This is a genomic window from Aggregatibacter segnis ATCC 33393 (assembly GCF_900476035.1).
In the GTDB taxonomy this organism is placed as follows: domain Bacteria; phylum Pseudomonadota; class Gammaproteobacteria; order Enterobacterales; family Pasteurellaceae; genus Aggregatibacter; species Aggregatibacter segnis.
In genome coordinates, this window is record NZ_LS483443.1 from 1,747,835 (window position 1) to 1,772,386 (window position 24,552).

Annotated in this window: 23 protein-coding genes; 7 read left to right on the top strand and 16 right to left on the bottom strand. The window is 43.5% G+C overall.

Annotation, left to right across the window (positions count from 1 at the left end):
• Nucleotides 1–3 precede the first annotated feature (3 nt).
• The 7 genes from DQN58_RS08555 to ompA form a co-directional block, all read right to left on the bottom strand.
• On the bottom strand, nt 4–384 hold the full coding sequence (locus tag DQN58_RS08555) for a DUF423 domain-containing protein (RefSeq protein WP_006718713.1): 381 nt from the start codon (nt 382–384) through the stop codon (nt 4–6).
• Nucleotides 385–837, bottom strand: coding sequence for a DUF441 domain-containing protein (locus tag DQN58_RS08560; RefSeq protein ID WP_032997915.1), 453 nt, complete (start codon nt 835–837; stop codon nt 385–387).
• Nucleotides 838–962: 125 nt separating this feature from the next.
• The gene (grxD, locus tag DQN58_RS08565) at nt 963–1,292 is read right to left on the bottom strand and encodes a Grx4 family monothiol glutaredoxin (protein ID WP_032997916.1); all 330 of its coding nucleotides are present in this window, start codon (nt 1,290–1,292) and stop codon (nt 963–965) included.
• Between the two features lie 93 nt (nt 1,293–1,385).
• Nucleotides 1,386–2,192: a TPM domain-containing protein gene (locus tag DQN58_RS08570; RefSeq protein ID WP_006718722.1), complete on the bottom strand. Its 807-nt coding sequence runs from the start codon at nt 2,190–2,192 to the stop codon at nt 1,386–1,388.
• On the bottom strand, nt 2,185–2,634 hold the full coding sequence (locus DQN58_RS08575; protein ID WP_006718723.1) for a TPM domain-containing protein: 450 nt from the start codon (nt 2,632–2,634) through the stop codon (nt 2,185–2,187). Before DQN58_RS08575 ends, DQN58_RS08570 begins: the two co-directional genes overlap by 8 nt.
• 20 nt (nt 2,635–2,654) lie before the next feature.
• Nucleotides 2,655–3,236, bottom strand: a complete 582-nt coding sequence (locus tag DQN58_RS08580; protein ID WP_032997917.1) for a LemA family protein — start codon at nt 3,234–3,236, stop codon at nt 2,655–2,657.
• A gap of 104 nt (nt 3,237–3,340) precedes the next feature.
• Nucleotides 3,341–4,378, bottom strand: a complete 1,038-nt coding sequence (gene ompA, locus DQN58_RS08585) for a porin OmpA (RefSeq protein ID WP_032997919.1) — start codon at nt 4,376–4,378, stop codon at nt 3,341–3,343.
• A gap of 433 nt (nt 4,379–4,811) precedes the next feature.
• Here ompA and ydiJ point away from each other — a divergent pair, with 433 nt between their 5' ends.
• From ydiJ to hemH, 3 genes are read left to right on the top strand one after another with little or no spacing between them, the layout of a single operon-like run.
• Nucleotides 4,812–7,901 (top strand): D-2-hydroxyglutarate dehydrogenase YdiJ, encoded by a 3,090-nt coding sequence (gene ydiJ / locus DQN58_RS08590; RefSeq protein ID WP_032997921.1) that lies wholly within the window; start codon nt 4,812–4,814, stop codon nt 7,899–7,901.
• Nucleotides 7,902–7,908: 7 nt separating this feature from the next.
• On the top strand, nt 7,909–8,331 hold the full coding sequence (locus DQN58_RS08595) for a hotdog fold thioesterase (protein ID WP_006718733.1): 423 nt from the start codon (nt 7,909–7,911) through the stop codon (nt 8,329–8,331).
• Nucleotides 8,324–9,385 carry a ferrochelatase gene (gene hemH, locus DQN58_RS08600; protein WP_006718735.1) on the top strand — a complete coding sequence of 354 codons (1,062 nt, stop codon included), beginning with the start codon at nt 8,324–8,326 and terminating at the stop codon, nt 9,383–9,385. Before DQN58_RS08595 ends, hemH begins: the two co-directional genes overlap by 8 nt.
• Before the next feature lie 115 nt (nt 9,386–9,500).
• On the opposite strand, the gene nagA is transcribed toward hemH, so the two are convergent.
• The 6 genes from nagA to DQN58_RS08630 all read right to left on the bottom strand — a co-directional run bounded on the left by nagA (nt 9,501) and on the right by DQN58_RS08630 (nt 15,018).
• Complete coding sequence (gene nagA, locus DQN58_RS08605) at nt 9,501–10,646, bottom strand: N-acetylglucosamine-6-phosphate deacetylase (protein WP_006718737.1); 1,146 nt, start codon at nt 10,644–10,646, stop codon at nt 9,501–9,503.
• A 50-nt stretch (nt 10,647–10,696) separates the two neighbouring features.
• A complete protein-coding gene (gene nagB, locus DQN58_RS08610) occupies nt 10,697–11,500 on the bottom strand; it encodes a glucosamine-6-phosphate deaminase (protein WP_006718739.1) in 804 nt (267 codons plus the stop codon).
• Between the two features lie 147 nt (nt 11,501–11,647).
• Nucleotides 11,648–12,526, bottom strand: a complete 879-nt coding sequence (gene nanA, locus DQN58_RS08615; RefSeq protein WP_006718741.1) for an N-acetylneuraminate lyase — start codon at nt 12,524–12,526, stop codon at nt 11,648–11,650.
• Between the two features lie 13 nt (nt 12,527–12,539).
• On the bottom strand, nt 12,540–13,412 hold the full coding sequence (locus tag DQN58_RS08620) for a MurR/RpiR family transcriptional regulator (RefSeq protein ID WP_032997922.1): 873 nt from the start codon (nt 13,410–13,412) through the stop codon (nt 12,540–12,542).
• Nucleotides 13,413–13,420: 8 nt separating this feature from the next.
• Nucleotides 13,421–14,299, bottom strand: coding sequence for an N-acetylmannosamine kinase (locus DQN58_RS08625; RefSeq protein ID WP_032997924.1), 879 nt, complete (start codon nt 14,297–14,299; stop codon nt 13,421–13,423).
• A 17-nt stretch (nt 14,300–14,316) separates the two neighbouring features.
• Nucleotides 14,317–15,018, bottom strand: coding sequence for an N-acetylmannosamine-6-phosphate 2-epimerase (locus DQN58_RS08630; protein ID WP_032997925.1), 702 nt, complete (start codon nt 15,016–15,018; stop codon nt 14,317–14,319).
• A gap of 249 nt (nt 15,019–15,267) precedes the next feature.
• Here DQN58_RS08630 and DQN58_RS08635 point away from each other — a divergent pair, with 249 nt between their 5' ends.
• The 4 genes from DQN58_RS08635 to nagE all read left to right on the top strand — a co-directional run bounded on the left by DQN58_RS08635 (nt 15,268) and on the right by nagE (nt 21,140).
• Nucleotides 15,268–16,254 (top strand): sialic acid TRAP transporter substrate-binding protein SiaP, encoded by a 987-nt coding sequence (locus DQN58_RS08635; protein WP_006718748.1) that lies wholly within the window; start codon nt 15,268–15,270, stop codon nt 16,252–16,254.
• A gap of 69 nt (nt 16,255–16,323) precedes the next feature.
• Entirely contained in the window at nt 16,324–18,174 is a 1,851-nt protein-coding gene (locus DQN58_RS08640) for a TRAP transporter large permease subunit (RefSeq protein ID WP_006718750.1), read from the top strand.
• Nucleotides 18,175–18,340: 166 nt separating this feature from the next.
• Entirely contained in the window at nt 18,341–19,474 is a 1,134-nt protein-coding gene (locus DQN58_RS08645; RefSeq protein WP_006718751.1) for an N-acetylneuraminate epimerase, read from the top strand.
• 199 nt (nt 19,475–19,673) lie between these two features.
• Complete coding sequence (nagE, locus tag DQN58_RS08650; protein WP_006718752.1) at nt 19,674–21,140, top strand: N-acetylglucosamine-specific PTS transporter subunit IIBC; 1,467 nt, start codon at nt 19,674–19,676, stop codon at nt 21,138–21,140.
• Nucleotides 21,141–21,219: 79 nt separating this feature from the next.
• Here the strand turns inward: nagE and bioB are convergent, their stop codons facing one another.
• From bioB to thiP, 3 genes are read right to left on the bottom strand one after another with little or no spacing between them, the layout of a single operon-like run.
• Nucleotides 21,220–22,224: a biotin synthase BioB gene (gene bioB / locus DQN58_RS08655; protein WP_006718753.1), complete on the bottom strand. Its 1,005-nt coding sequence runs from the start codon at nt 22,222–22,224 to the stop codon at nt 21,220–21,222.
• 45 nt (nt 22,225–22,269) lie between these two features.
• Complete coding sequence (gene thiQ, locus DQN58_RS08660) at nt 22,270–22,917, bottom strand: thiamine ABC transporter ATP-binding protein (RefSeq protein ID WP_006718754.1); 648 nt, start codon at nt 22,915–22,917, stop codon at nt 22,270–22,272.
• Nucleotides 22,901–24,544 (bottom strand): thiamine/thiamine pyrophosphate ABC transporter permease ThiP, encoded by a 1,644-nt coding sequence (gene thiP / locus DQN58_RS08665; protein WP_006718755.1) that lies wholly within the window; start codon nt 24,542–24,544, stop codon nt 22,901–22,903. The genes thiQ and thiP overlap by 17 nt, the downstream gene beginning before the upstream one ends.
• Between the last annotated feature and the right edge of the window lie 8 nt (nt 24,545–24,552).

Below are 24,552 nucleotides of genomic sequence, written 5' to 3' on the forward strand. Positions count from 1 at the left end.
AATTTACTTTTTTAAGCTGCTGTAAGCTAAACAAAACCAGCCGATTAAAAATAATGTACCGCCGATAGGTGTCACCCAAACCAGGAATTTGCCTGCGCCAAGCGCAAGTGCATAGAGGCTGCCGCTAAAGAGAAGAATGCCAAATGCCCAAGCACCTGCAGCAAGATTAACTATTTTGTTTGCAACCAATGATTCACGGCACAATTGCAAAATGCCAATCGCTAAAATAGCAATGGTGTGGAACATTTGATATTTCACACCGGTTTCAATCCACGCTAACGCTTTAGGATCTAAAACCTTGCTTAATCCGTGAGCAGCAAAAGCGCCAATCGTTACACATAAAAAACCGCTCAAGGCGGCAATAAATAACCATTTGTTTTTCATTTAAAATTTTCCTATAAGTAATGCCAAAATACCGGCGGCGATAAGTGGTCCAACAGGGATACCGCCCAGAAAAGAAACACCGATGATAGTGCCGATGACTAAGCCTGTCACTAAGACAGGTTGTTCGCCCATCAGCGGAACACCTTTGCCAGCAAGCCACGCGACCAAGACACCCACCGCAATGGCAACAAACATTTTCCAACTGACAAAAGCCGACAAGCCGGGAAGCTGAATTTTACCGGAAACTAACGGGCTCAAGACGCCGATGGTTAAAATCACAATACCAATGCTCAAGCCGTATTTTTCCAAATAGGGAATATATTTCGCGAGAAGCGTTTGCTGCATGATCAGTAACACGGCTGCGGAGATCGTGATGGCGCTATTGTGGCTAAGGATGCCAAGCAAAATTAACACCACTAAAAGTAACGCAATCATATTGAATTGAAGCGACATATTGATCCTAAAGTGCGGTAAAAATTTGCGGAGAATTATAGCATAAGCCATCAAATTTACCCTGAGGCAGACAACAAAAAACCGCACTTGGGGAAACCAAAGTGCGGTTGTATTTCAAAACGTTTTTATGCTTGTGGATGTCTTGCTGCGACTTCTTCTAATAAGGTTTTAAGTTCACCTTGTTGAAACATTTCCAACACGATGTCGCAACCGCCGATTAACTCGCCTTCTACCCATAATTGTGGGAATGTAGGCCAATTGGCGTAAGCCGGTAATTCGGCACGAATATCCGGATGTTGCAAAATATCCACATAACCGAAGGGTACGCCACAGTTAATTAAGGCTTCTACCGCGCGAGCAGAGAAACCGCAAGATGGGAATTTTGGCGAGCCTTTCATGTAAATCAGAATCGGGTTTTCGCTGATTTGTTTTTTGATTTTATCTAGAGTTTCCATAATGTTCCTTGTATTCATTGAATGAGAAAACGCGCGCATTGTATCACAAACCCAAGTTGCCACAAATAAAAGTCGAGCGTTTTACTACGTTATTTACCAGCTTCCACCGGCACCACCGCCGTCAAAGCCGCCTCCGCCGAATCCGCCTCCGGAACCACCACCGAAACCGCCTCCGCCAAAGCCACCACCGAAACCACCACCATCTCTGCCGTTACGACGACGATCTGACATGGATTTTCGCAATACGTCATTCAGCACGTGATTATTGGTTGGCGAGACATAAGGTCGGCGACTGTTCATTTCCGCCATCACGACAATCAAAATAAACAGCGCTAACATGATAAAGGGCACAAAATCCCCAAAATCATTCTCTTCTTCGGCTTGTGCGGCAAATTCACCTTTAGTTGCAGCAATAATGTAATCCAAGCCATTATCGATGCCTTGGGCATACTGCTCGTTACGGAAATAAGGGCGAATTTGGTTACGAATAATTTGTGATGCAAGGGCATCGGTCAATACGCCTTGTAAGCCTTGTCCCACCGCAATAAACAATTTTCGATCGTCTTTCGCTATGAGTAACAACACACCATTATTCAGATTTTTCCGCCCGATACCCCATTTATCGCCTAATTCAAAGGCATATTGAGAAATCTCATATTCACTGGTCGTCGGCACAATCACCACCGCAATTTGCGAACTGGTTTCTTTGCCATAGGCTACCAACTTAGCTTCTAATACGCCAAGCTGCTTTTCCGATAAGGTGTTCGTGTAGTCATTCACATAACGGAAAGGTTTTGGGGAATCAGGAAAGGTAACGGCAGAAACAGTCGTCGCCATAAAAATGCAGAAAAAAATGACCGCACTTTTTAAGCTCAATAAACCAAATACGCGTTTAATCATGAATGATCACCTCGTTATCCAGTTCATTTTGATCGTCCGGTTGAACCGGAAAATGCTGAATTAAGTGTTCACCAATTTTCTGCATCGAAGCCAAAATACCTTCCGTATATTGCTTTTGTTTAAAATGCGCAATCATGCGGGCACATTCTGTTTGCCAAAAATCATCGCCCACATACTGATGAATACCGACGTCACCGATAATTGCGCATTGACGATCACCATAGGCAATATAAATCAACACGCCATTACGCGCTGCCGTTTGATGCATTTCAAGTTGTGAAAAAACAGCCAACGCACGTTCATAAACAGAAAGTGCGGTCGGTTTTGACGGTATTTTTCGTTCGATAAAAATCCGAAACTCGGCGGAGGTTTGTCGCTCAAGGCGGGCAATTGCCGCCTCAAGCTGTTTTTTATCTATCGAGATTTTTGCAAATAATGGCATCGCGCCACCTTATTGTCCGTTTAGTTAAAATTCACTGTCGGCGCATTTTCAGCACCAGCAACAGATTTGAAATAAGGTTTTTCTTTGAAACCAAAAATCATCGCAACCACTTTGGTTGGGAAAGTACGAATTTTTTGGTTGTATTCACGTGCCGCTTCATTGAATTTATTACGCGCGACATTAATGCGATTTTCGGTACCTTCCAATTGCGCTTGTAAGTTCATAAAGCCTTCGTTCGCACGCAACTCAGGGTAATTCTCTACGCTGACCAATAAACGAGACAAAGCTGAACCGACTTCATTTTGGCTTTGTTGGAATTGGGTTAATTGCTCTTCCGTTAAATTAGACGGATCGATTTTGGTTTGCGTTGCTTTGGCACGCGCTTCAACAACACCGGTCAAGGTTTCTTTTTCAAAGTTTGCCTGGCCTTTTACGGTATTCACTAAATTCGGGATCAAATCGGAACGACGTTGATAAGTCGATTCTACATTTGCCCATACGGAATTAATTTGTTCTTCCGCAGCAACCAAGCCGTTATAACTTGGAATCAAAGTCATCGCTGCAACAACGGCAACAATAATCAGAACAAGCCATTTTTTCATTTTTTTCCTCTTACGATAATTAAACCGAGCTAAAAAAACAAAAGACCTAAACATAGGTTTAGGTCTTTTTTATCTTTATCTGAAAATAATTAACAAAATGCTAATTATTTAGTACCGCTAACTGCGATTTCTACGCGACGGTCATCAGCTAAGCAAGCGATAAGCGCTTTACGGCCTTTAACTGCGTCACATTTGTTACCAGTAACTGGGTTTGCTTTACCGTAACCAGTTGCAGAAATAGCGTTTTGAGAAACGCCTTTAGCAACTAAGTAGTTAGCTACAGTTTCAGCACGTTTTTGAGATAATTTTTGGTTGTAAGCGTCAGAACCGATACGGTCTGTGTAACCTGCAACTTTAACGTTTGCACTCTTAACTTGTGCGATTTCGCCGTAGATACCATCTAACACGCCTTGTGCTTGTGGTTTTAAGTCAGCTTTGCCGAATGCGAAAGTTACATCAGAGTTCAAGTTGAAAGTTTTGTTTACAACTTCAGGCGCTACAACTGGTGCACCTTGACCGAAACGGTAAGATAAACCTAAAGCTACAGAACCGATATCTGGGGAATAACGAACATCTGAGTCAACACCAGCTTTTCTTTCAGCTTTGCCTAAGTTACCTACACGGCTAACCCATTGATATTCAGCGCGTAATGCTAATTCAGGAAGAATTGCATATTCAACACCCGCTGCGAATACCGGAGATACTTTTAGGTTGTGGTATTTCTCAACATCACTACCATCAGTAAATTTATAATCGCTACGGATTAATGCTGCACCAACACGACCATAAACATCTAAATCAGCTAATACCGGGTAGCTGCCTTTAAGTGCTAAAGTAGTACCGTGTGCTGTGTGTCTAAAATGTTGTTCACCGTTGGTTTTAGCTTTAGCACGACCGAAATATTCGTAACCTGCTTCAACAGCCAAGTTATCAGTGATTTGATAACCACCGAACACACCGTAAGCTTCAGAGTTACGGCTAACTGTTTGACCTGGTTCATCTTTAAATTGGTTAAGACCGTGATGTACAGATGCCCAACCAGCTTTTGCGCCGGCATAGAAAGTGTCAGCTTGTGGAGCTGCTTGTGCTACTGTTGCTGCTGCTAAACCAGCGATAGCTAATGCGATTGCAGTTTTTTTCATTTTGATGATCCTCTTTAATTTAGTCATCTATTTTAAAACAAGTATCAGCTGATATAGCTGAAAACCGACACAAGAACTTGTGTCACCTTCATCTTAAACCGTTTACCTCTAAAAGTGAAATTTTTTACAATTTCTAGCTTAAGATGTTGTTTCAAATAGGATTGAAGTTTTCCTATTTCTTTTGATGAGAAATATCCAACTCCCCTCAAAAGTTGCGGCATTATCCTACTGAAATAACATAAAATCAAACAAATAGACTTCTTTTTGCTTAAATTTTAAGCAATTAAACATTCTTTTTGTCTATTTTGCAACCCCATCTCAATATTTCTTCAATAAATTTAATATTTATCAAATGATTTTCTATGTTAAACTTTGGTTACTTTTTACTCCACCTAATCCCAAACAAACATTAACCAATATAGAGTGGTGCAACATGCTACCCCGCTTAACGAATATCCCTCAACTTTCTCCATTAGTCAGTGATTATTTAGATGCGTTACGATTGCAACATTTTGAAGGAGACATTGCCTCAAATTATGCCGATCGTCTTAGCCTCGCTACCGACAACAGCGTTTACCAACAGCTTCCGCAAGCGATTTTATTTCCGAAAAGCGTTGCTGATGTGGTTCGTCTAACGAAACTCGCACAACAGGAAAAATACCTTTCGCTGACGTTTACGCCACGTGGTGGTGGCACCGGTACGAACGGGCAATCTATCAATAATAACATTATTGTTGATCTATCCCGCCACATGATGAAAATTTTAGAACTCAACGTAAAAGAACGTTGGGTGCGCGTGCAAGCCGGCGTAGTGAAAGATCAGCTTAATCAATTTCTAAAGCCGCACGGTTTATTTTTCTCGCCGGAACTCTCCACCAGTAACCGCGCCACCTTAGGCGGCATGATCAATACGGATGCGTCAGGACAAGGATCTTTACAATACGGGAAAACCTCCGACCACGTGCTCGGTTTACGCGCTGTGCTCATCAATGGCGAAATTTTAGAGACAAGTGCGGTCAAATCTGACGACGTTTTTCGCTATACAGAAGAAAGCTCTCTCTCTGCCAATGTGAAAAAAATCCATCAACAGATTTTTCAACGTTGCAAAGACAAACGCTCACAAATCCTGAATGATTTGCCCCAATTGAACCGTTTTCTGACCGGTTACGATTTAAAAAATGTGTTTAACGATGATTTAAGCGAATTCAATTTAACCCGCATTTTGACAGGTTCTGAAGGCTCACTTGCTTTTATTTGCGAAGCCACGTTAGATTTAATGCCGCTGCCACAACATCGCACATTAATTAACATTAAATACAATTCTTTTGATGCGGCATTGCGCAACGCGCCTTTTATGGTCAAAGCCAATGCACTTTCTGTAGAAACCGTAGATTCCAAAGTACTGAATTTGGCAAAACAAGACATTATTTGGCACTCCGTCAAAGAACTGTTAACAGAAGACACACAACATCCGATTCTTGGCTTAAATATTGTGGAATATGCCGGCAATCATCAGGCATTAATTGAAAAACAAGTGGCGCAGTTATGTGCACAATTAGATCAAAAAATTGCTGAAGGCAAAGATCATATTATCGGCTATCAAGTTTGCGATCATTTGCCATCTATTGAACGAATTTATGCCATGCGCAAAAAAGCCGTAGGGTTGCTTGGCAATGCAAAAGGCGCGGCAAAACCCATTCCTTTTGTGGAAGACACTTGTGTGCCGCCGGAAAATTTAGCGGATTACATTACCGAGTTTCGCGCTTTATTAGATAGCCATCATCTGCAATACGGCATGTTCGGCCATGTGGATGCGGGCGTGTTACACGTTCGCCCGGCGTTAGATTTGTGCGATCCCGAGCAAGTCAAATTATTTAAACAGATTTCTGACGAAGTGGCAGAACTCACCCGCAAATACGGAGGATTAATTTGGGGCGAACACGGTAAAGGAATGCGCTCGCAATACGGCGAAAAATTCTTTACGCCCGAATTATGGCGTGAATTACGTTACATCAAATTCTTATTTGACCCACAAAATCGCCTCAATCCAGGGAAAATCTGCACGCCATTAAACAGCGAACAAGCACTTTATTCCATTTTATCGCCAATGCGAGCCGATTTAGACCGCCAAATTCCTGTTCAAATGAAAGAAGAATTTATCGGAGCCATGAATTGTAACGGTAACGGCCTATGCTTTAACTTTGATGTCCACAGTACCATGTGCCCGTCTATGAAAGTGAGTAAAAATCGTATTTTTTCACCGAAAGGCCGCGCCGCCATGGTGCGTGAATGGTTGCGTTTATTAGCGAACGAGCAAGTTACCCCGGCGCAATTGGATTTCAAGCAATCCACGGTAAAACTCACGGATATTGTGCATAAAATCCAAAACAGCTATCAAAAACACCGTGGCGAATACGATTTTTCTCATGAAGTGAAGGCGGCAATGGATACTTGTCTCGCGTGTAAAGCCTGTGCCAGCCAATGTCCGATTAAAATCGATGTACCGAGCTTCCGCGCCAAATTCTTCCATTTTTACCACCAACGTTATCTGCGCCCCATCAAAGATTATGTGGTGTCCAATGTGGAATACGTTGCGCCGCTAATGGCAAAACAAGCGAAGCTCTTTAATTATTTTACAGCGACTAAATTTAGTCAAAAAGTGGCAGAAAAATGTTTGGGCATGACGGATTTACCGTTGCTCTCGACACCCAATCTGCAACAACAACTCATTCAACTTGGCCATCAAAACGCCTCATTAGAGCAATTAGAAAGTTTAAGTGCGGTGGAAAAACAACGTGTTTTGCTTATCGTACAAGATCCTTTTACTTCTTATTATGATGCCAAAGTCGTTGCCGATTTTGTGGCGTTAACGCAAAAACTGGGCTTTAAGCCGGTGGTATTACCATTTAAACCCAACGGCAAAGCACAACATATTAAGGGCTTTTTAACCCGTTTTGCCAAAACCGCAAAAAATCAGGCTGAGTTCCTTAATCGTATGGCAAAACTGGGTATGCCTTTGGTCGGTGTGGATCCCGCCATTGTGTTGTCGTATCGTGACGAATATAAAGAAATTCTTGGTGCTGAGCGCGGTAATTTCCATGTGCTGACCGCCCACGAATGGCTCAAGCAACAGTTGGATAACGGCATCTTGTTATCCGCACAAAACACCGAAAAAACCGACCGCACTTTTGAGTCGCATCAGTGGTATTTATTCCCACACTGCACAGAAACGACTGCGATGCCAAACAGTGGCAAAGAATGGCAACACATTTTTGCCGCTTTCGACCAGCAGTTGCAGGTTGAAAGTGTCGGCTGTTGCGGCATGGCAGGCACTTTCGGGCACGAAACCCAGCATATCGACATGTCAAAAGCCATTTATGAAGCCTCATGGGAGAAAAAGCTGCAAAATAAAGATCCGAACTTCTGCTTAGCAACCGGTTATTCCTGTCGTAGCCAAGTGAAGCGTTTCGCCCATTATCAGCCGAAACACCCTGTACAAGCCTTATTAACTTTATTGAAATAACAACACCATGAGCATTTGGAAGAAACATCTCACGCTACAACAACTAAATGACTTCTGCCAACACTGTGCCGTGGCACATTTAGGCATTGAATTTACCGCACAGGGCGATGATTGGCTGGAAGCCCGTATGCCGGTTGATCACCGCACTACTCAACCCATGGGATTTTTACATGGTGGCATTTCCGCGGCACTTGCGGAAACCGTTGCTTCCACTGCCGGTTTTTGCTGTGTAGAAGCAAATCAGGCTGTCGTTGGTTTAGAGATCAATGCAAGCCATTTACGCCCTGTAAACCAAGGCTATGTTTGCGCTAAATCAAGCCCGATTCGTTTAGGTAAAAATGTACAGGTTTGGCAAATTGACATTCGAGATGCACAAGATAAACTGTGCTGCGTTTCACGTTTAACTCTTTCTATTATCACACATGACTAATTTAAAAATCGGCGTCATTCTTGCCAATTTAGGTACGCCAGACTCACCAAGTCCTAAGGATATTTCCCGTTATTTATGGCAATTTTTAACGGATCCCCGCGTGGTCGATTTGCCACGTTGTAAATGGTATCCGTTACTTAAAGCCATTATTTTGCCGTTGCGTTCTAAACGAGTCGCAAAAGACTACCGTTCTATTTGGACCGAACAAGGTTCTCCGTTAATGGTGTTCACCGAACAACAAAAGCAAGGCTTAATCGACTTTTTCCGACAACAGCAACTGGATGTGGAAATCGAAATCGGTATGACTTATGGTAATCCGTCCATGCCAAGTGCTGTGCAAAAATTAATGGATAAAAAAGTGGAACACATCATCGTACTTCCGCTCTATCCACAATACAGCAGTAGCACAACAGGAGCCGTGTTCGACTCTTTTGCTGAGGCATTGAAACAACAACGTGGCATTGTGCCCTTTGATTTTATTCATTCCTATCCGCTCAACCAAAACTATATTTCCGCGTTAATTGATTCTTGCAAAGCGAGATTAAAGGCGGATGAGTTTTTACTGTTTTCCTTTCACGGCATTCCGTTACGTTATGAAAACACCGGCGATTACTACCGCACACATTGCCAACAAACCGCAGCTGCGGTGGCACAAGGGTTGGGCTTAAATGAAAAACAATGGGGTTTAACCTTCCAATCCCGTTTTGGTAAAGAAGAATGGTTACAGCCTTATACCGATGAGTTTTTGTCTAACGCTGCAGCACAGGGCATTAAGAAAGTGGCAGTGATTTGCCCTGGCTTTGCTGTGGATTGTTTAGAAACCTTGGAAGAAATTGCTGAGGAAAATAAAGACTATTTCATCACTAACGGCGGTGAAAGTTATCAATACATTCCGGCGCTGAACGCCTCTCCGGCACATATCGAAACTTTGGGCAGATTAGTGATCAATCAAATGGCGAAAATGAAATGCAACAACTGCTCTTCACCAAACATTGACATTATTCCAACCATTACGGTGCCAACGTCAAACAATCTCAGTAGCCGTTGTCATTAAGCGAGAAATAAAAAAAGTGCGGTGGATTTTTGAGGTGTTAAAAACACTTGGAAAATCCACCGCACTTTTATTTTATAGGTGCAAATAAACGCACCTTACGATGATCTTGCTATGATTAATTCGCTTTCCACTCGCCGTTCACGACAGTACCAACGACGTGGTAATCGTTCGTGAAGACCGCAAGGTTAGCGACTTTGCCGGCTTCAACAGAACCCAAACGGTCATCGACACCGATGGCGCGTGCCGGATAAAGGTTACTCATACGAATCGCTTCGGCAAGAGGAATCTCAACATATTCCACCGCATTTTTGATGGATTCCATCATGGTGATAGAAGCACCTGCGATCGTGCCGTTACCGTCATAGCAACGTCCTTCTTTCACATAAATGGTTTTACCCACGAAGGTGAAGGTTTCTAGTTCAGGGCCTGCACCGGCAGCCGCTAAAGAATCGGTCACAATACAAAGTTTGTCGCCTTTCACTTTTTTATCCAAACGCACATTACCAAAATCCACATGTACGCCGTCCACGATAATGCCGGTGTAAACGTCAGAATCCAATACTGCACCCACCACGCCCATGGCACGACCGGAACTGATCGGCGACATGGCATTGTGTAAGTGCGTTGCGAAAGTTGCGCCTTTACGGAAAGCCGCTTTTGCCACGTCATAGGTGGCGTTAGAGTGACCGACTGACACCACGATGCCACTTTTCACAAAATCAGGCGTGTAATTGATGGTTGGGTTTTCTGCGGCAATGGTGAGTTTGGTGATCACATCGGCGTTTTCACACAAGAAATCTTTCATTTCAGGTGAAATTTCACGGATATATTCCGGACGGTGTACGCCTTTTTTCTCTACGCTCAAATACGGCCCTTCAATATGCAAACCCAGTGCTTGGTTTTTATGTTTATTCAAATATTCACGCATAACTTTCACCGCACTTTTGATGCCCTCATCCGGTGCCGTAATAAAGGTTGGCAAGAAGCTGGTGCAGCCGGATTTCAGGTTGGTCGCTTGCATGATTTCTAAGGTTTCTACACTGGTTTGGTCGTTGAACATCACACCACCACAACCGTTTAATTGCAAGTCAATAAAACCGGCAGTGAGGTTATGCCCCTCTAAATCAAGGGTCTTAATGCCGCTTTCCAATTCGCTTTGTGGAATCACTGCTTCAATGTGTTCGCCATTCACGACCACCGCATAATCCCGAAGGATTTCATCTTTGGTGTAAATGACGGAATTAATTAATGCATATTTCATAATCGTACCTTTAAATAATCTAAAAATTCACCGCACTTTTGCGCTAAACATTACAACACGCTGTGAATGGCGTGACTTTCCAAGTCGGTGAAATATTTCACGGTTTTTACTTTCAACTCTTGCAACGCCGGCTCATCACACACCAACACAAAATGGCGATGTAATTGCAATGCGCTGACCGTCCACATGTGATTTACTGCGCCTTCAACAGCGGCTTGCACAGCGAGCGCTTTGGAATGCCCTGTTGCCAAAATCATCACTTCTTCTGCGTCTAACAAGGTGCCGACCCCAATGGTTAAAGAATATTTTGGCACTTGGTTCACATCATTATTAAAGAAACGGGAGTTCGCAATAATCGTATCCGGTGTAAGGGTTTTAATACGGGTGCGGGAGCTCAACGAAGAAGCCGGTTCATTGAAGGCAATATGTCCATCTACGCCAACGCCGCCCATAAATAAATGAATTTTTCCGTAAGATTTGATTTTTTCTTCGTAACGACGACATTCTTCATCATGATCGTCCGTATTGCCGTCCAAAATATTGATGTTTTGCGGCTGAATATCAATGTGGTTAAAAAAATTGTTGTGCATGAAGCTGTGATAGCTTTCCGGATGTTCTTTCGGAAGACCCACATATTCATCCATGTTGAATGTGACCACATGTTTAAAACTCACTTCACCGGCTTGGTTTAAGCGGATCAGTTCTTGGTAAGTTTTAAGTGGTGTTCCGCCGGTAGGTAAACCCAATACAAACGGGCGTTCTTCGGTGGGATTAAAACGATTGATTCTGTCAACGATATGACGTGCTGCCCAACGGCTAACTTGTTGTTCGTTATGTAGAGGGATGAGGCGCATAATAAACTTCCTTTATTGTGACCGCACTTTACAATCATTTTGTAGGAACAGGCGTTATGCCTGTCCCATTTATGTCATAAAGAGAATTTAGGACAGGCATAACGCCTGTCCCTACACCAGAAAAGTGCGGTCTCTTTTTCCATTAAATTAGAAATATTTCTCTTTTAATTCTTTTGCTTTGGCTAATTGTGCTTCGGTCGCTTTTGCCGTCATTGGTTCACGACAATAGCCGGCATCCACACCTTCCAATTTCAACAATTCTTTGATGGTTAAATACAAACCATTCGCTAAGATACCTTCGATTAAATCGTTGGTCACATGTTGAATTTCACGCGCTTCAGCCAGTTTGCCTTGTTTGGTCAAGTCAAAAATTTGTCTCGCACGAACACCGTTCACGTTGAATGTACTACCAATAGCACCATCCACACCTAAAGCCACCGCTGGCAACATCATTTCATCAAAGCCGGCCCAAATTAAGTGGTTTGGATACGCTTTTTGTAAACGTTCTAATAAGTAGAAGTCACCTGCGGTAAATTTCACGCCAAGCACTTTCGGGTTTTTGTAAAGCTCGCCGAATTGTTCTACGCCCATGTTTACGCCGGTTAAGAACGGAATGGAGTAAACGATCATGTTGTTACCGGTTTCGGCAATGATGGTGTCGTAGTAGTGTTTAATTTCAGGGAAGCTGAATTTGTAGTAGAACGGGGTTACCGCAGAAAGGCAGTCATAGCCTAATTCAGTGGCATATTTACCTAATTCCACCGCTTCGTGTAAATTCACGCTACCCACTTGTGCGATTAACGCCACTTGGTCTTTTGCTTCATCTTTCGCAATACGGAAGATTTGTTTTTTCTCTTCGGTAGAAAGCATGAAGTTTTCACCGGTAGAACCACCCACATACAAACCATTGACTTTCATTTTGTCGATATTGTGGCGAATAATTTGGCGTAAGCCTTTTTCATTAATAGAGCCATCTTCATTAAATGACACTAATAACGCACTGAAAATACCTTTTAAATCACGCATTGTTTTCTCCTGTTTAGTATTTAATACGTTGTTCTAAAATAACATTAAGGGTTTTCTCTTTTGTCTGGGTCGCTTTTTCTTGCTCGGCTTGGACTATCAACGCATAAATCAAATCCAAGACAAACAATTGAGAAATTTTCGTACCGATGGAATCGCCTTGCAGCTTTCCTTGCTTATTGCCGTTAACCAACACAAAATCTGCATGTTCGGTCAAAGGCGAACGCATACTGTGGGTCAATGCCACTGTCGTTGCACCATTATCTTTGGCAATTTTTAACGCATGCGCTGTTTCTTGCGAATAGCCGGAATGGCTGATGCCAATCGCCACATCATTGCGTTGTAACAATGCCGCTTGCATATACATAAAATGATTGTTACCGCTGGCATCGACCGGAATGCCGATACGCATAAATTTATTTTTAGCATCTTCCGCTGTCACCCCGGAGGTGCCGACACCGAAAATAAAAACACGATTCGCACGTCGAATGAAACGTACCACTAACTCCAGCTGATTCAGATCCAGCAAATCAATGGTTTCATCCATTACCGTATTAATCACGGACTGCAATTTACGTGCAATTTTCACCGGATCATCATCTGCCGTGACTTCCGTATCCAATAAACTGTTGTCTTTGCCCCCTTGTGTTTTCGCAACTTCAATAGAAAACTCTAATTTGAAATCACTAAACCCACGAAAGCCAAGAGTACGACAAAAACGCACGAAAGTGGCTTCGCCGACATCTAAGTAAGACGCCAACTCGGCTAAAGAGTGTCGCATGACGATATCCGGCGAGCGGTTAATGGCGTCTGCGATTTTCTTCTCCGTCTTCGTTAAACTCTGGTACAAAGAGCTAATGGTATTCAGTACACTGCCGTTTTTTGCCATAAATGCTCCTAACGATTGATTTGAGTAAGTGCCCATGCAGCCGCGCCGATAAGTCCGGCATCTTGCCCTAATTGAGCCGCATCCAACGGACAACGATAAATTTCCGGCATTTGCGCCAAATACTGTTTCACCAAAGGCAAATAGCCTTCAGCCAACCCAACGCTACCGCCAATCACCACATGTTGTACGTCCATACCAATCACTAAATCCGCCACTAAATTGGCAATCGCTTTTGCTGAACGAGACACAAGTGCGGTAGCTTTTTCATCCATTTTTCTAAAACGGGCAAAGACTTCTTTTGGATCGCAAAGATCGTCCCATTGTTTAGAAACCGCTTCAATGGCACGTCCTGATGCGATGGCTTCCACACAACCAACTCGACCACAACCGCACACAGGACCATTTGGATCCGCAACAGTATGTCCAATATGACCGGCAATGCCGTTCGGTTCAGTGAGTAATTGGTGGTTTAAAATTAACCCGCCACCTACGCCCGTAGAGACGGTAATAAAAGCAAAGTTTTGAAGGTTATTTTTATCTTGCAGTTGATATTCCGCATAAGTCGCAGCCTGCGCATCATTCAATAAATACACGGGCTTTGATGTATGCTGAGAAATGCTTTGTTTTAGAGGGAAATAAGCCAGTCCGCCTAAATTTTTCGGATTAAGTGCGGTCAATATTCCTTTATTGATGATGCCTGTGGAGGCAACCGCAACATAATCGAATTGCCCCGCATAATCCGAAAGTAATTGTGCGAGCGTTTGATGCATTGCCTCCACCACATTTTCTTGCGGTGTGTGGATTTGTTGACGTTGTGTCACGTGGTTCCCTGACACAATGGCTGAGGCGATTTTAGTTCCGCCGATATCTAAGGCTAAGCAACGCATCATGTTTCCCCTCTTAATTATTTATTTGCAGAATTAACCGCACTTGAGAACCAGCTCACGATATGTTCTAAACGGGTTAACGCAGATCCTACGGTCACGAAATCAGCACCGATCTCAATAGCTGTTTTAGCAAGTTCCGGCGAGTTGTAACGTCCTTCCGCCATAACTTTGCAGCCTGCGGCTTTCAAATCTTTGACTAATTGATAGTCCGGTTCATCCGGTACAGCACCACCTGTGTAGCCTGACATGGTGCTACCCACAATATCAAAGCCTAATTTTTGGCAGTACAACCCTTCTTCTAAATTGGAGCAATCCGCCATGGCAAGACAGCCCATTTCATGAATTTTTTTGACCGCACTTTCAATATCAACAGGACGCGGACGATGGGTGCCATCCACGGCAATGATATCCGCACCGGCATGCGCTAAATCTTCAATGTCTTGTAAAAACGGCGTGATACGCACCGGGCTGTCCGGCAAATCGCGTTTTACAATACCGATAATCGGCACATTGACTGTTGGACGCGTTGCTTTCAAGTTGTCCACGCCTTCAATACGCAGTCCAGCCGCTCCACCGACAACAGAAGCCTGCGCCATCGCGGCAACAATTTCCGGCTTATCCATCGGGCCATCATCGACCGGTTGGCAGGACGCAATCAATCCATTTTGAATTTTGGCAAAAACCTCTTGGTGGGATAATTTGTGTTGAGTGAATGACATAAAAACTCCTATTAATTTGCGGCTGCATTTGGCAGTCATTCTTGTCATCGTGCATTATATGATAACAACACTTCATTTTAAAATATCTTTTTGAAGTGTTTTTTCAATGATGTGATCTACCTCTCATTTCTGAAATAAAACTTCACAATCTATTTGAAAATGATTTTTTTACTTTAGAATGGATGCCGAGTTGTAATCTAACCATGTTCTTAAACATCAATTAACTTACTATCATTACAGGAGTAGCTTATGAAACTAGCAAAACTTTTCCTTGCCACTGCAATCGCATTAGGCGTGACCTCTGCTGCAAACGCTGCAGATTTCGATTTAAAATTTGGTATGAACGCGGGTACGTCTTCTAACGAATACAAAGCTGCTGAAATGTTTGCCAAAGAAGTGAAAGAAAAATCTAACGGCAAAATCGAAATTTCACTTTATCCAAGTTCTCAATTAGGTGACGACCGCGCCATGTTAAAACAATTAAAAGACGGTGCGTTAGACTTCACTTTTGCTGAATCTGCACGTTTCCAATTGTTCTATCCTGAAGCGGCTGTGTTTGCTTTACCTTACGTTATCAGTGACTACAGCGTGGCACAAAAAGCTTTATTTGACACTGCATTCGGTAAAGACTTAATCCAAAAAATGAACAAAGATTTAGGCTTAACCTTATTATCCCAAGCCTATAACGGTACACGCCAAACCACCTCTAACCGTGCAATCAACAGCATTGCCGACATGAAAGGCTTAAAATTACGCGTACCAAACGCGGCAACTAACTTGGCGTACGCAAAATATGTGGGTGCATCTCCAACACCAATGGCATTCTCCGAAGTGTATCTAGCATTACAAACGAATTCCGTTGACGGTCAAGAAAACCCATTGGCAACCGTTCAAGCACAAAAATTCTATGAAGTGCAAAAATACTTGGCAATGACCAACCACATTTTAAACGACCAACTTTATCTTGTAAGTAACGAAACCTTTGCTGACTTACCAGCTGACTTACAAAAAGTTGTTCGTGATGCAGCACAAAAAGCCGCAGAATACCACACCAAATTATTCGTTGACGGTGAAAAAGAATTAGTAACTTTCTTTGAAAAACAAGGTGTAACCGTAACATATCCGGATCTCACTCCATTCAAAGAAGCAATGAAACCTTTCTATGCTGACTTTGTAAAACAAACCGGTACGAAAGGCGAAGAAGCACTTAAACAAATTCAAGCTGTAAGCAAATAATTCTCTTATTCGTGTGCCTGTTTCGGCAGGCACGCTTTTTCTCTCCTTTATTATTCAACGGAGTTGAATATGAAAATCTTTAATAAACTCGAAGAATGGATCGGTGGGGCATTATTCCTCGTGATATTCTGCATTCTTGTTTTGCAAATTCTATTCAGACAAGCTTTCCACTCCCCATTAATTTGGAGTGAAGAACTTGCCAAATTGCTGTTCGTTTATGTCGGTATGCTCGGCATTAGCGTTGCCGTCAGAAAACAAGAGCACGTTTATATCGACTTCTTGACTAACTTAATGCCACCGGCAGTCAAAAAAATCACCAATACATTCGTACAAATCGTGATTTTCCTCGGTGTGATTTTCTTTATCCACTTTGGTATCAAAACCTATTTAGGTGCCAGTTTCCCGATTGATGCGTTAGGCGGTATTTCTGAAAAATGGATCTATGCCTCCTTACCAATCATTGCCGTATTGATGCTCGTTCGCTTCTTCCAAGCGCAAGCAGACAACTTCAAACAAAACAAAAGCTATTTACCGGCAACCTTCTTTATCGTAAGTGCGGTCGTTTTATTAGGCGTTTTATTCCTTGCCCCTGACTGGTACAAAGTCCTACGCGTAACCGAATATGTCAAATTTGGTTCCAATGCGGTCTATGTGGCATTGCTCTTCTGGTTAGTCATCATGTTCTTAGGCGTGCCGGTAGGTTGGTCATTATTTATCACTACCCTACTCTACTTCTCCATGACCCGTTGGAACGTGGTAAATGCGGCCTCTGAAAAACTCACCATGAGTTTAAATAGCTTCCCACTCCTTGCTGTGCCGTTCTATATTCTTACCGGGATTTTAATGAACACCGGCGGTATCACCGAACGTATCTTTAACTTTGCCAAAGCCTTGCTTGGCCACTACACCGGCGGTATGGGACACGTTAATATCGGTGCAAGCTTGCTATTCTCCGGTATGTCCGGTTCTGCACTTGCCGATGCGGGTGGTTTAGGTCAATTGGAAATCAAAGCCATGCGTGATGCAGGCTATGACGATGACATCTGCGGCGGTATCACTGCAGCCTCTTGTATCATCGGTCCATTGGTTCCACCAAGTATTGCCATGATCATTTACGGTGTTATCGCGAACGAATCCATTGCAAAACTCTTTATTGCCGGCTTCGTACCGGGGGTATTAGTCACCATCGCTCTCATGGCAATGAACTACTACATCTCCAAAAAACGTGGTTATCCAAGAACACCAAAAGCGACCCGTGAAGAACTTTGCACATCATTCAAAAGAGCATTCTGGGCAATTTTAACTCCAATTTTGATTATCGGCGGTATCTTCTCCGGTTTATTCAGCCCGACAGAATCTGCGGTGGTTGCAGCTGCCTACTCCGTCATTATCGGTAAATTCGTGTATAAAGAATTAACTTTGAAAATGCTCTTCAACAGCTGCGTGGAAGCCATGTCCATTACCGGTGTTGTTGCATTAATGATTATGACCGTAACCTTCTTCGGTGACATGATCGCACGTGAACAAGTGGCAATGCGTATTGCAGACGTCTTCGTTGCTGTGGCGGATTCTCCGTTAATGGTGTTAGTCATGATCAATGCCTTGTTATTGTTCCTCGGTATGTTCATTGACGCCTTAGCATTACAATTCCTTGTATTGCCAATGTTAATTCCAATCGCCATGCAATTCGGTATCGACCTTGTGTTCTTCGGTGTTATGACAACCTTGAACATGATGATCGGTATCTTAACCCCACCGATGGGTATGGCGTTATTCGTGGTCGCACGCGTGGGTAACATGTCCGTGTCCACAGTAACGAAAGGCGTATTACCATTCTTAATCCCGATTTTCGTGACCTTGGTATTAATTACCATTTTCCCAAGTATCATCACATTCATCCCGAATTTGTTAATACCTTAGGAACCTAAAAGTGCGGTTGCAAAACGCAGTAAATTTCAACCGCACTTTGCTTACCCAGAGAAATTACGATTGCTAAACCTGTCTAAGCATCAGTAATTTCAAAACATAAAAACCTATTCAAGCCGTTTACGAATAGCAAACAAATAACTCAAAAACGAGGTTTATTATGAAATTTCAAAAAACAACATTAGCTGCTCTTTTCTTTGCTGCAACCACTTTTGCTGCGACAGCGCAAGCTGCTGCTTATCCTGACTTACCGGTAGGTATTAAAAGCGGTGCCGGTGCGTTAATTGGCGATACTGTTTATGTGGGCTTAGGTACAGGCGGTGACAAATTCTATGCGTTAGATTTAAAAACACCGAACGCGCAATGGAAAGAAATTGCTGCATTCCCGGGCGGTGACCGTAACCAACCGGTGGCAGCTGCCGTTGACGGCAAATTATATGTATTCGGCGGATTACAAAAAAATGAAAAAGGCGAATTACAATTAGTCAACGATGCTTACAGCTATAACCCGGCTGATAATACTTGGAGCAAACTACCAACCCGCTCACCACGCGGTTTAGTAGGCTCTACCGGCGCATCACACGGTGATAAAGTATATATCGTGGGCGGTTCTAACTTGTCTATTTTCAACGGTTTCTTCCAAGACACTGTTGCTGCAGGTGAAGACAAGGCGAAAAAAGACGAAATTGCCAAAGCATATTTTGAACAACGTCCGGAAGACTATTTCTTCACAACCGAATTGTTAAGCTATGAGCCATCTACCAACAAATGGCGCAATGAAGGTCGCGTACCATTCTCCGGTCGTGCCGGTGCAGCATTTACCATTCAAGGTGATGATTTAGTTGTCGTGAACGGTGAAATCAAACCGGGCTTGCGTACGGCAGAAACCCATTCCGGTAAATTCACTGCGAAAGGCGTTCAATGGAAAAACTTACCTGATTTACCGGCACCAAAAGGTCAAAGCCAAGATGGTTTAGCAGGTGCGATGGCAGGTTACAGCCACGGTCATTACTTAGTCACCGGCGGTGCAAACTTCCCAGGTTCTGTAAAACAATTCAAAGAAGGCATGCTCCATGCTCACAAAGGTTTGAGCAAAGCATGGCATAAAGACATTTACACCCTTAACAACGGTAAATGGAAAATTGTCGGTGAATTACCTGCAGGTATCGGTTACGGTGTTGCCGTGTCTTATGACAACAAAGTATTGCTCATCGGCGGTGAAACAGAAGGCGGCAAAGCATTAACATCTGTTCAAACCATGAGCTATGACGGCAAACAATTAAAAGTAGAATAATCTTCTTTTAGTATCAATTTAACGGATTAAGTACGCTTGATCCGTTATTTTGTTTTTAACCTGCTTAGCACAACGCCAACAGTGCTGTGATAACTTCACAAATACACGCCTTTTCATTTGAAAAAAGAAATCTGATTGCGCTATGCTACACAGGCCTAAAAAAATTATTTTATGGAATCAATAAATTAAAGGAGTTCTTATGAGTATTCTCAGTTATGCCCAAAAAATCGGGCAAGCCTTAATGGTGCCGGTTGCCGTATTACCGGCAGCCGCCGTACTAATGGGGATCGGCTACTGGCTAGACCCGGACGGTTGGGGGGCGAATAGCCAACTTGCCGCATTGCTGATCAAATCCGGTGCTGCCATCATCGACAACATGGGCTTATTATTTGCCGTGGGTGTTGCTTTCGGTTTATCCAAAGACAAACACGGTTCAGCCGCTCTTTCCGGTTTAGTCGGTTACTATGTTGTAACTACCCTACTCGCACCGGGTGGCGTGGCACAATTACAACATCTTGATCCAAGCCAAGTGCCTGCCGCTTTCGGTAAAATCAATAACCAATTTATCGGGATCTTAATCGGTGTGCTTTCTGCAGAACTTTACAACCGTTTCTATCAAGTAGAGTTGCCGAAAGCGCTGTCCTTCTTCAGCGGAAAACGTTTAGTCCCAATCGTGGTCTCCTTTGCCATGATTGCGCTTTCTTTCATTCTGCTTTATGTATGGCCTTATATCTTCAACGCATTAGTTTCTTTCGGTGAATCCATCAAAGATTTAGGCGCCGTAGGTGCCGGTATTTACGGTTTCTTCAACCGTCTATTAATTCCGGTTGGCTTACACCACGCGTTAAACTCTGTATTCTGGTTTGACGTAGCAGGCATTAACGACATTCCTAACTTCTTAGGTGGTGCAAAATCCATCGCTGAAGGCACTGCCACTGTGGGTGTGACCGGTATGTATCAAGCCGGTTTCTTCCCGGTCATGATGTTCGGTTTACCGGGTGCCGCATTAGCAATTTACCAATGTGCAAAACCAAGCCAAAAAGTAAAAGTTGCTTCCATCATGTTGGCGGGTGCATTTGCTTCCTTCTTCACCGGTATCACCGAACCGCTTGAATTCTCCTTCATGTTCGTGGCACCGATTCTTTATGTGTTACACGCCCTATTAACCGGTATTTCCGTGTTTATCGCGGCGAGTATGCACTGGATTGCGGGCTTCGGCTTCAGCGCAGGTTTAGTGGATATGGTGTTATCTTCACGCAACCCATTAGCCGTTGACTGGTACATGTTATTAGTACAAGGCTTAGTCTTCTTCACCATTTACTACATCGTTTTCCGCTTTGCTATCCAAGCCTTCAACTTAAAAACCATCGGTCGTACCGAAGAAGCTGAAGAGCCAAAAGAAGAACAAAGCGAACACAATCATTCTCGTGAAGAAAGAGCGGTTAAATTTATCGACGCTTTAGGCGGTGCCGATAACTTAAAAACTGTTGACGCTTGTATCACTCGCTTACGTTTAACCTTAGCGGATCGTAGCAAAATTGACGAAGCACAACTTAAATCCCTCGGCTCCAAAGGTAATGTCAAACTCGGCAACGACGGGTTACAAGTTATCCTTGGTCCTGAAGCAGAATTCGTTGCTGAGGCAATTAAAGTACAATTGAAGTAATTTCAAATACCACAAAAATCCATAAACAAAAAAGCCACTTTGACGCCAAAGTGGCTTTTTTATATGTTTCAATTAACCATCAACGCAGATGCTTGTTTTCTTCCGTTTCCGGCTCTAAATCGAGTTTTTCCATCAATAAACGGTCGCCGTCTTCTTCCGGGTTACCCGTCACAAGCAGTTTGTCGCCGTAGAAAATGGAGTTAGCCCCCGCCATGAAACACATTGCTTGCATTTCTTCGCTCATGCCTTGACGACCGGCGGATAGACGGACGTAACTGTTTGGCATGGTAATGCGTGCTACGGCAATGGTGCGCACAAATTCTGTCCAATCTAGTTCTTCTGCGTCAGCAAGCGGTGTACCTTCGATTTTCACTAATTGATTGATTGGCACGGATTCCGGTTGCGGATCCAAATTCGCCAAGCTGGCAATAAGTCCTGCGCGTTCTTTGCGGGTTTCATTCATGCCCACAATCCCGCCGCAACAGACTTTCAAGCCGGCTTTACGCACTTTGCCTAAGGTACTGATACGATCATCAAAACGACGTGTACCAATCACTTCGCTGTAATGTTCCGGTGCGGTGTCTAGGTTGTGGTTGTAGTAATCCAAGCCCGCGTCTTTTAATTCTTCCGCCATGCCATCTTGCAATAAGCCAAAAGTACCGCAAGTTTCCATACCAAGCGCTTTTACCGCCTTGATGATTTCTGTCACTTTGGCGATGTCTTTCGGTTTCGGTCCACGCCATGCGGCGCCCATACAGAAACGACCTGCACCTCGCGCTTTCGCGATTTTAGCTTTCGCCACGATGTCTTCCACGTTTAATAACTCTTGATTTTGGACGCCTGTATGGTAACGCGCTGATTGCGGACAATAACCACAATCCTCCGGACAACCGCCGGTTTTAATCGACATTAAGGTAGAAAGCTGAATGGCGCGTGGGTTAAAGTTTTTGCGATGAACTTGTGCCGCACGATAAATTAAATCTAAAAATGGGGTTTCAAACAACGCTTCTACTTTGCACACCGACCAATATTCTGCGGTTGGATGCGGTGTGATGGAGTAAATTTGTAAGGTACTAGTTGACATAGGTCTCCTTAAGTAAAACAAAGTAAATAAAAAGTGCGGTGCATTTTAAGCGCATTTTTCTTGCAGGCTTATCCGACCATTTTCAATACGAAGCATGCGATCCACTTTGCCCGTCAGTTCTGATGGTTGGTGCGTTACAAGCAACAACGTCAGCTTTTTACTGTGGCAAAGTTCATCAATCAAATTGAGCATTTCCATTCTCAATTCCGGATCGAGCGCAGAAAATGGTTCGTCCAACAATAAAATCGGTTTATCACGCAACAAACAACGCGCCAATGCGACCCGTTGTTTTTGTCCGCCCGACAAACTGTTTGGCAGGCGGGATAAAAAGGATGTTAATCCTACAGCATCAGCAACCCGTTCGATCTGATCTTGCTCAAGTGCGGTCAATTTTAAGCTTGTTTTTAAGCCCAATGCCAAATTTTGTTGCACGGTTAAATGAGGAAATAAATTGTTCTCTTGAAACAACATGGACACAGGTCGCTCATACGGCGCGCTACGCGTATGGTTTTCACCGTTTAACCAAATATTGCCTTGTGTCGGCAATACGAAACCGGCAATTAAATTTAACAACGTACTTTTACCCGCACCGCTTGGCCCAACAATGGCAATACGCTCCCCTGCCGCCACCTGCAAATCAAACGTCATCGGCAGTGCATCATCAGCTAAAAATACGTTATCTAAGCGAATCATGTTGTTCCTTTTGATGTTCAATTAAGGCGAAAATAGCGCCGCATAATAACAGCAAAATACCGGCAGTGACAGCGGCCTCTTGGTGACGATAACTGCCTAATTGTTGATATAACAAATGGGGTAACGAGGTAAATTCTTGGTTGCCGAACAACGCAATCGCCGTGAAATCCCCTAAGGAAAGGGCAAATGCCAAAGCAAGCGCATAGTTTATCGGTGTACGAAGTGAATGCCATTCAATCAGACGAAAACGTTGCCAGCCGACAATCCCAAGGGAGTTACACAAACGTTCGTAATACAACATATTGTTATTGAATGGTTCAGTTAAAATGCGCAGTACGAAAGGCATGGCGCTCAAGGCGTTACACGCAACGACAATGGCAAATAAATGGGCGTTGCTAAAATCCACGTCACGCAACAATAAAAATAACCCCATCGCCAATACCAAAATGGGAATTGCCAAAATCACCATTCCGGCATTGAGAATAAATTGCGCTGTTTTTACATAATACAGCCATTGCAAACGACGTGATAATAACAACAATGCCACCGCCATGAGCAACGCCAGTAAAGCGGACGCAGGCGCAATAGTTAAAGAGTAGGTTAAGGCTTTCCACAGTTGCGGATTGTGCCACGCCGTCAGCCATTTGCCTGATGTCAGTGCGCTAAACAAAATATTTAACAACGGCGACAACATAAAACACACAAAAACGCCGAGCAAAAAAACATGGAAAAATTTGACCGCACTTTTCGATGGGCTCAGCCAACGATACGGGCTGCTTAATGTGGTTTGTGAAGTGTTATTGAACAGACTACTAAACGTAAATAGCAGCAAACAAAACACAAACTGCAATAAGGCAAACACTGCCGCTTTCGGCAAATCAAATTCAAATAAAATCGCCTGATAAATCGCTGTTTCTAGCGTGGTATATTGCGGCCCACCACCCAAGGTGAGCACCACCGTAAAACTGGTAAAACAGAGCATAAAAATCAAGCTGAAAGTCGGCAACATCTGCCGACGCAGCACATGCCATTCCACCAATCGCACAAAACGCCAACCACGAATATTCAGTTGTGCCGCCAACTGATGCTGTTCATAAGGAATGCTTTCCAAACTTTGTAAAAACAGTTTGGTTGCCAGCGGAATGTTAAAGAAAAGATGCGCAATTAAAATCCCCGACAAGCCGTAAATGCTGCCCGTCCAAGTGCGGTCAAAAAAATGCAAGAGTTGTGCAATCCAACCGGAGGCGCCATAAATGCCAATTAAGCCGAAAATCGCCACCAACACCGGCAACACAAAAGTCAGCGACATGATCTTCAGCAAAAAGGCTTTACCGACAAATTCCACATAATAAAAAGCGCGAGCGAGTAGCACGCCGAAGAACAGGGATAACAATGCGGAAAGCAACGCTTGTCCGAAGCTAAACGCGATAACGTGATGCAAATAGCGATCGGCAAAGAACTGTTGCCACTGAAATTCAGTGCCCTGCGCTAACACGGCACGCATGGCAAAGCCATAAAGCAACGAAATCAGCAAAATAACACTAACTCCGCCCACATAATGACGCGGGCGGAATTGCGGGCTAGAAAAAAATAAGCGGGTAAACAATGAACGAGACAACCAAAACATCGTTCAAA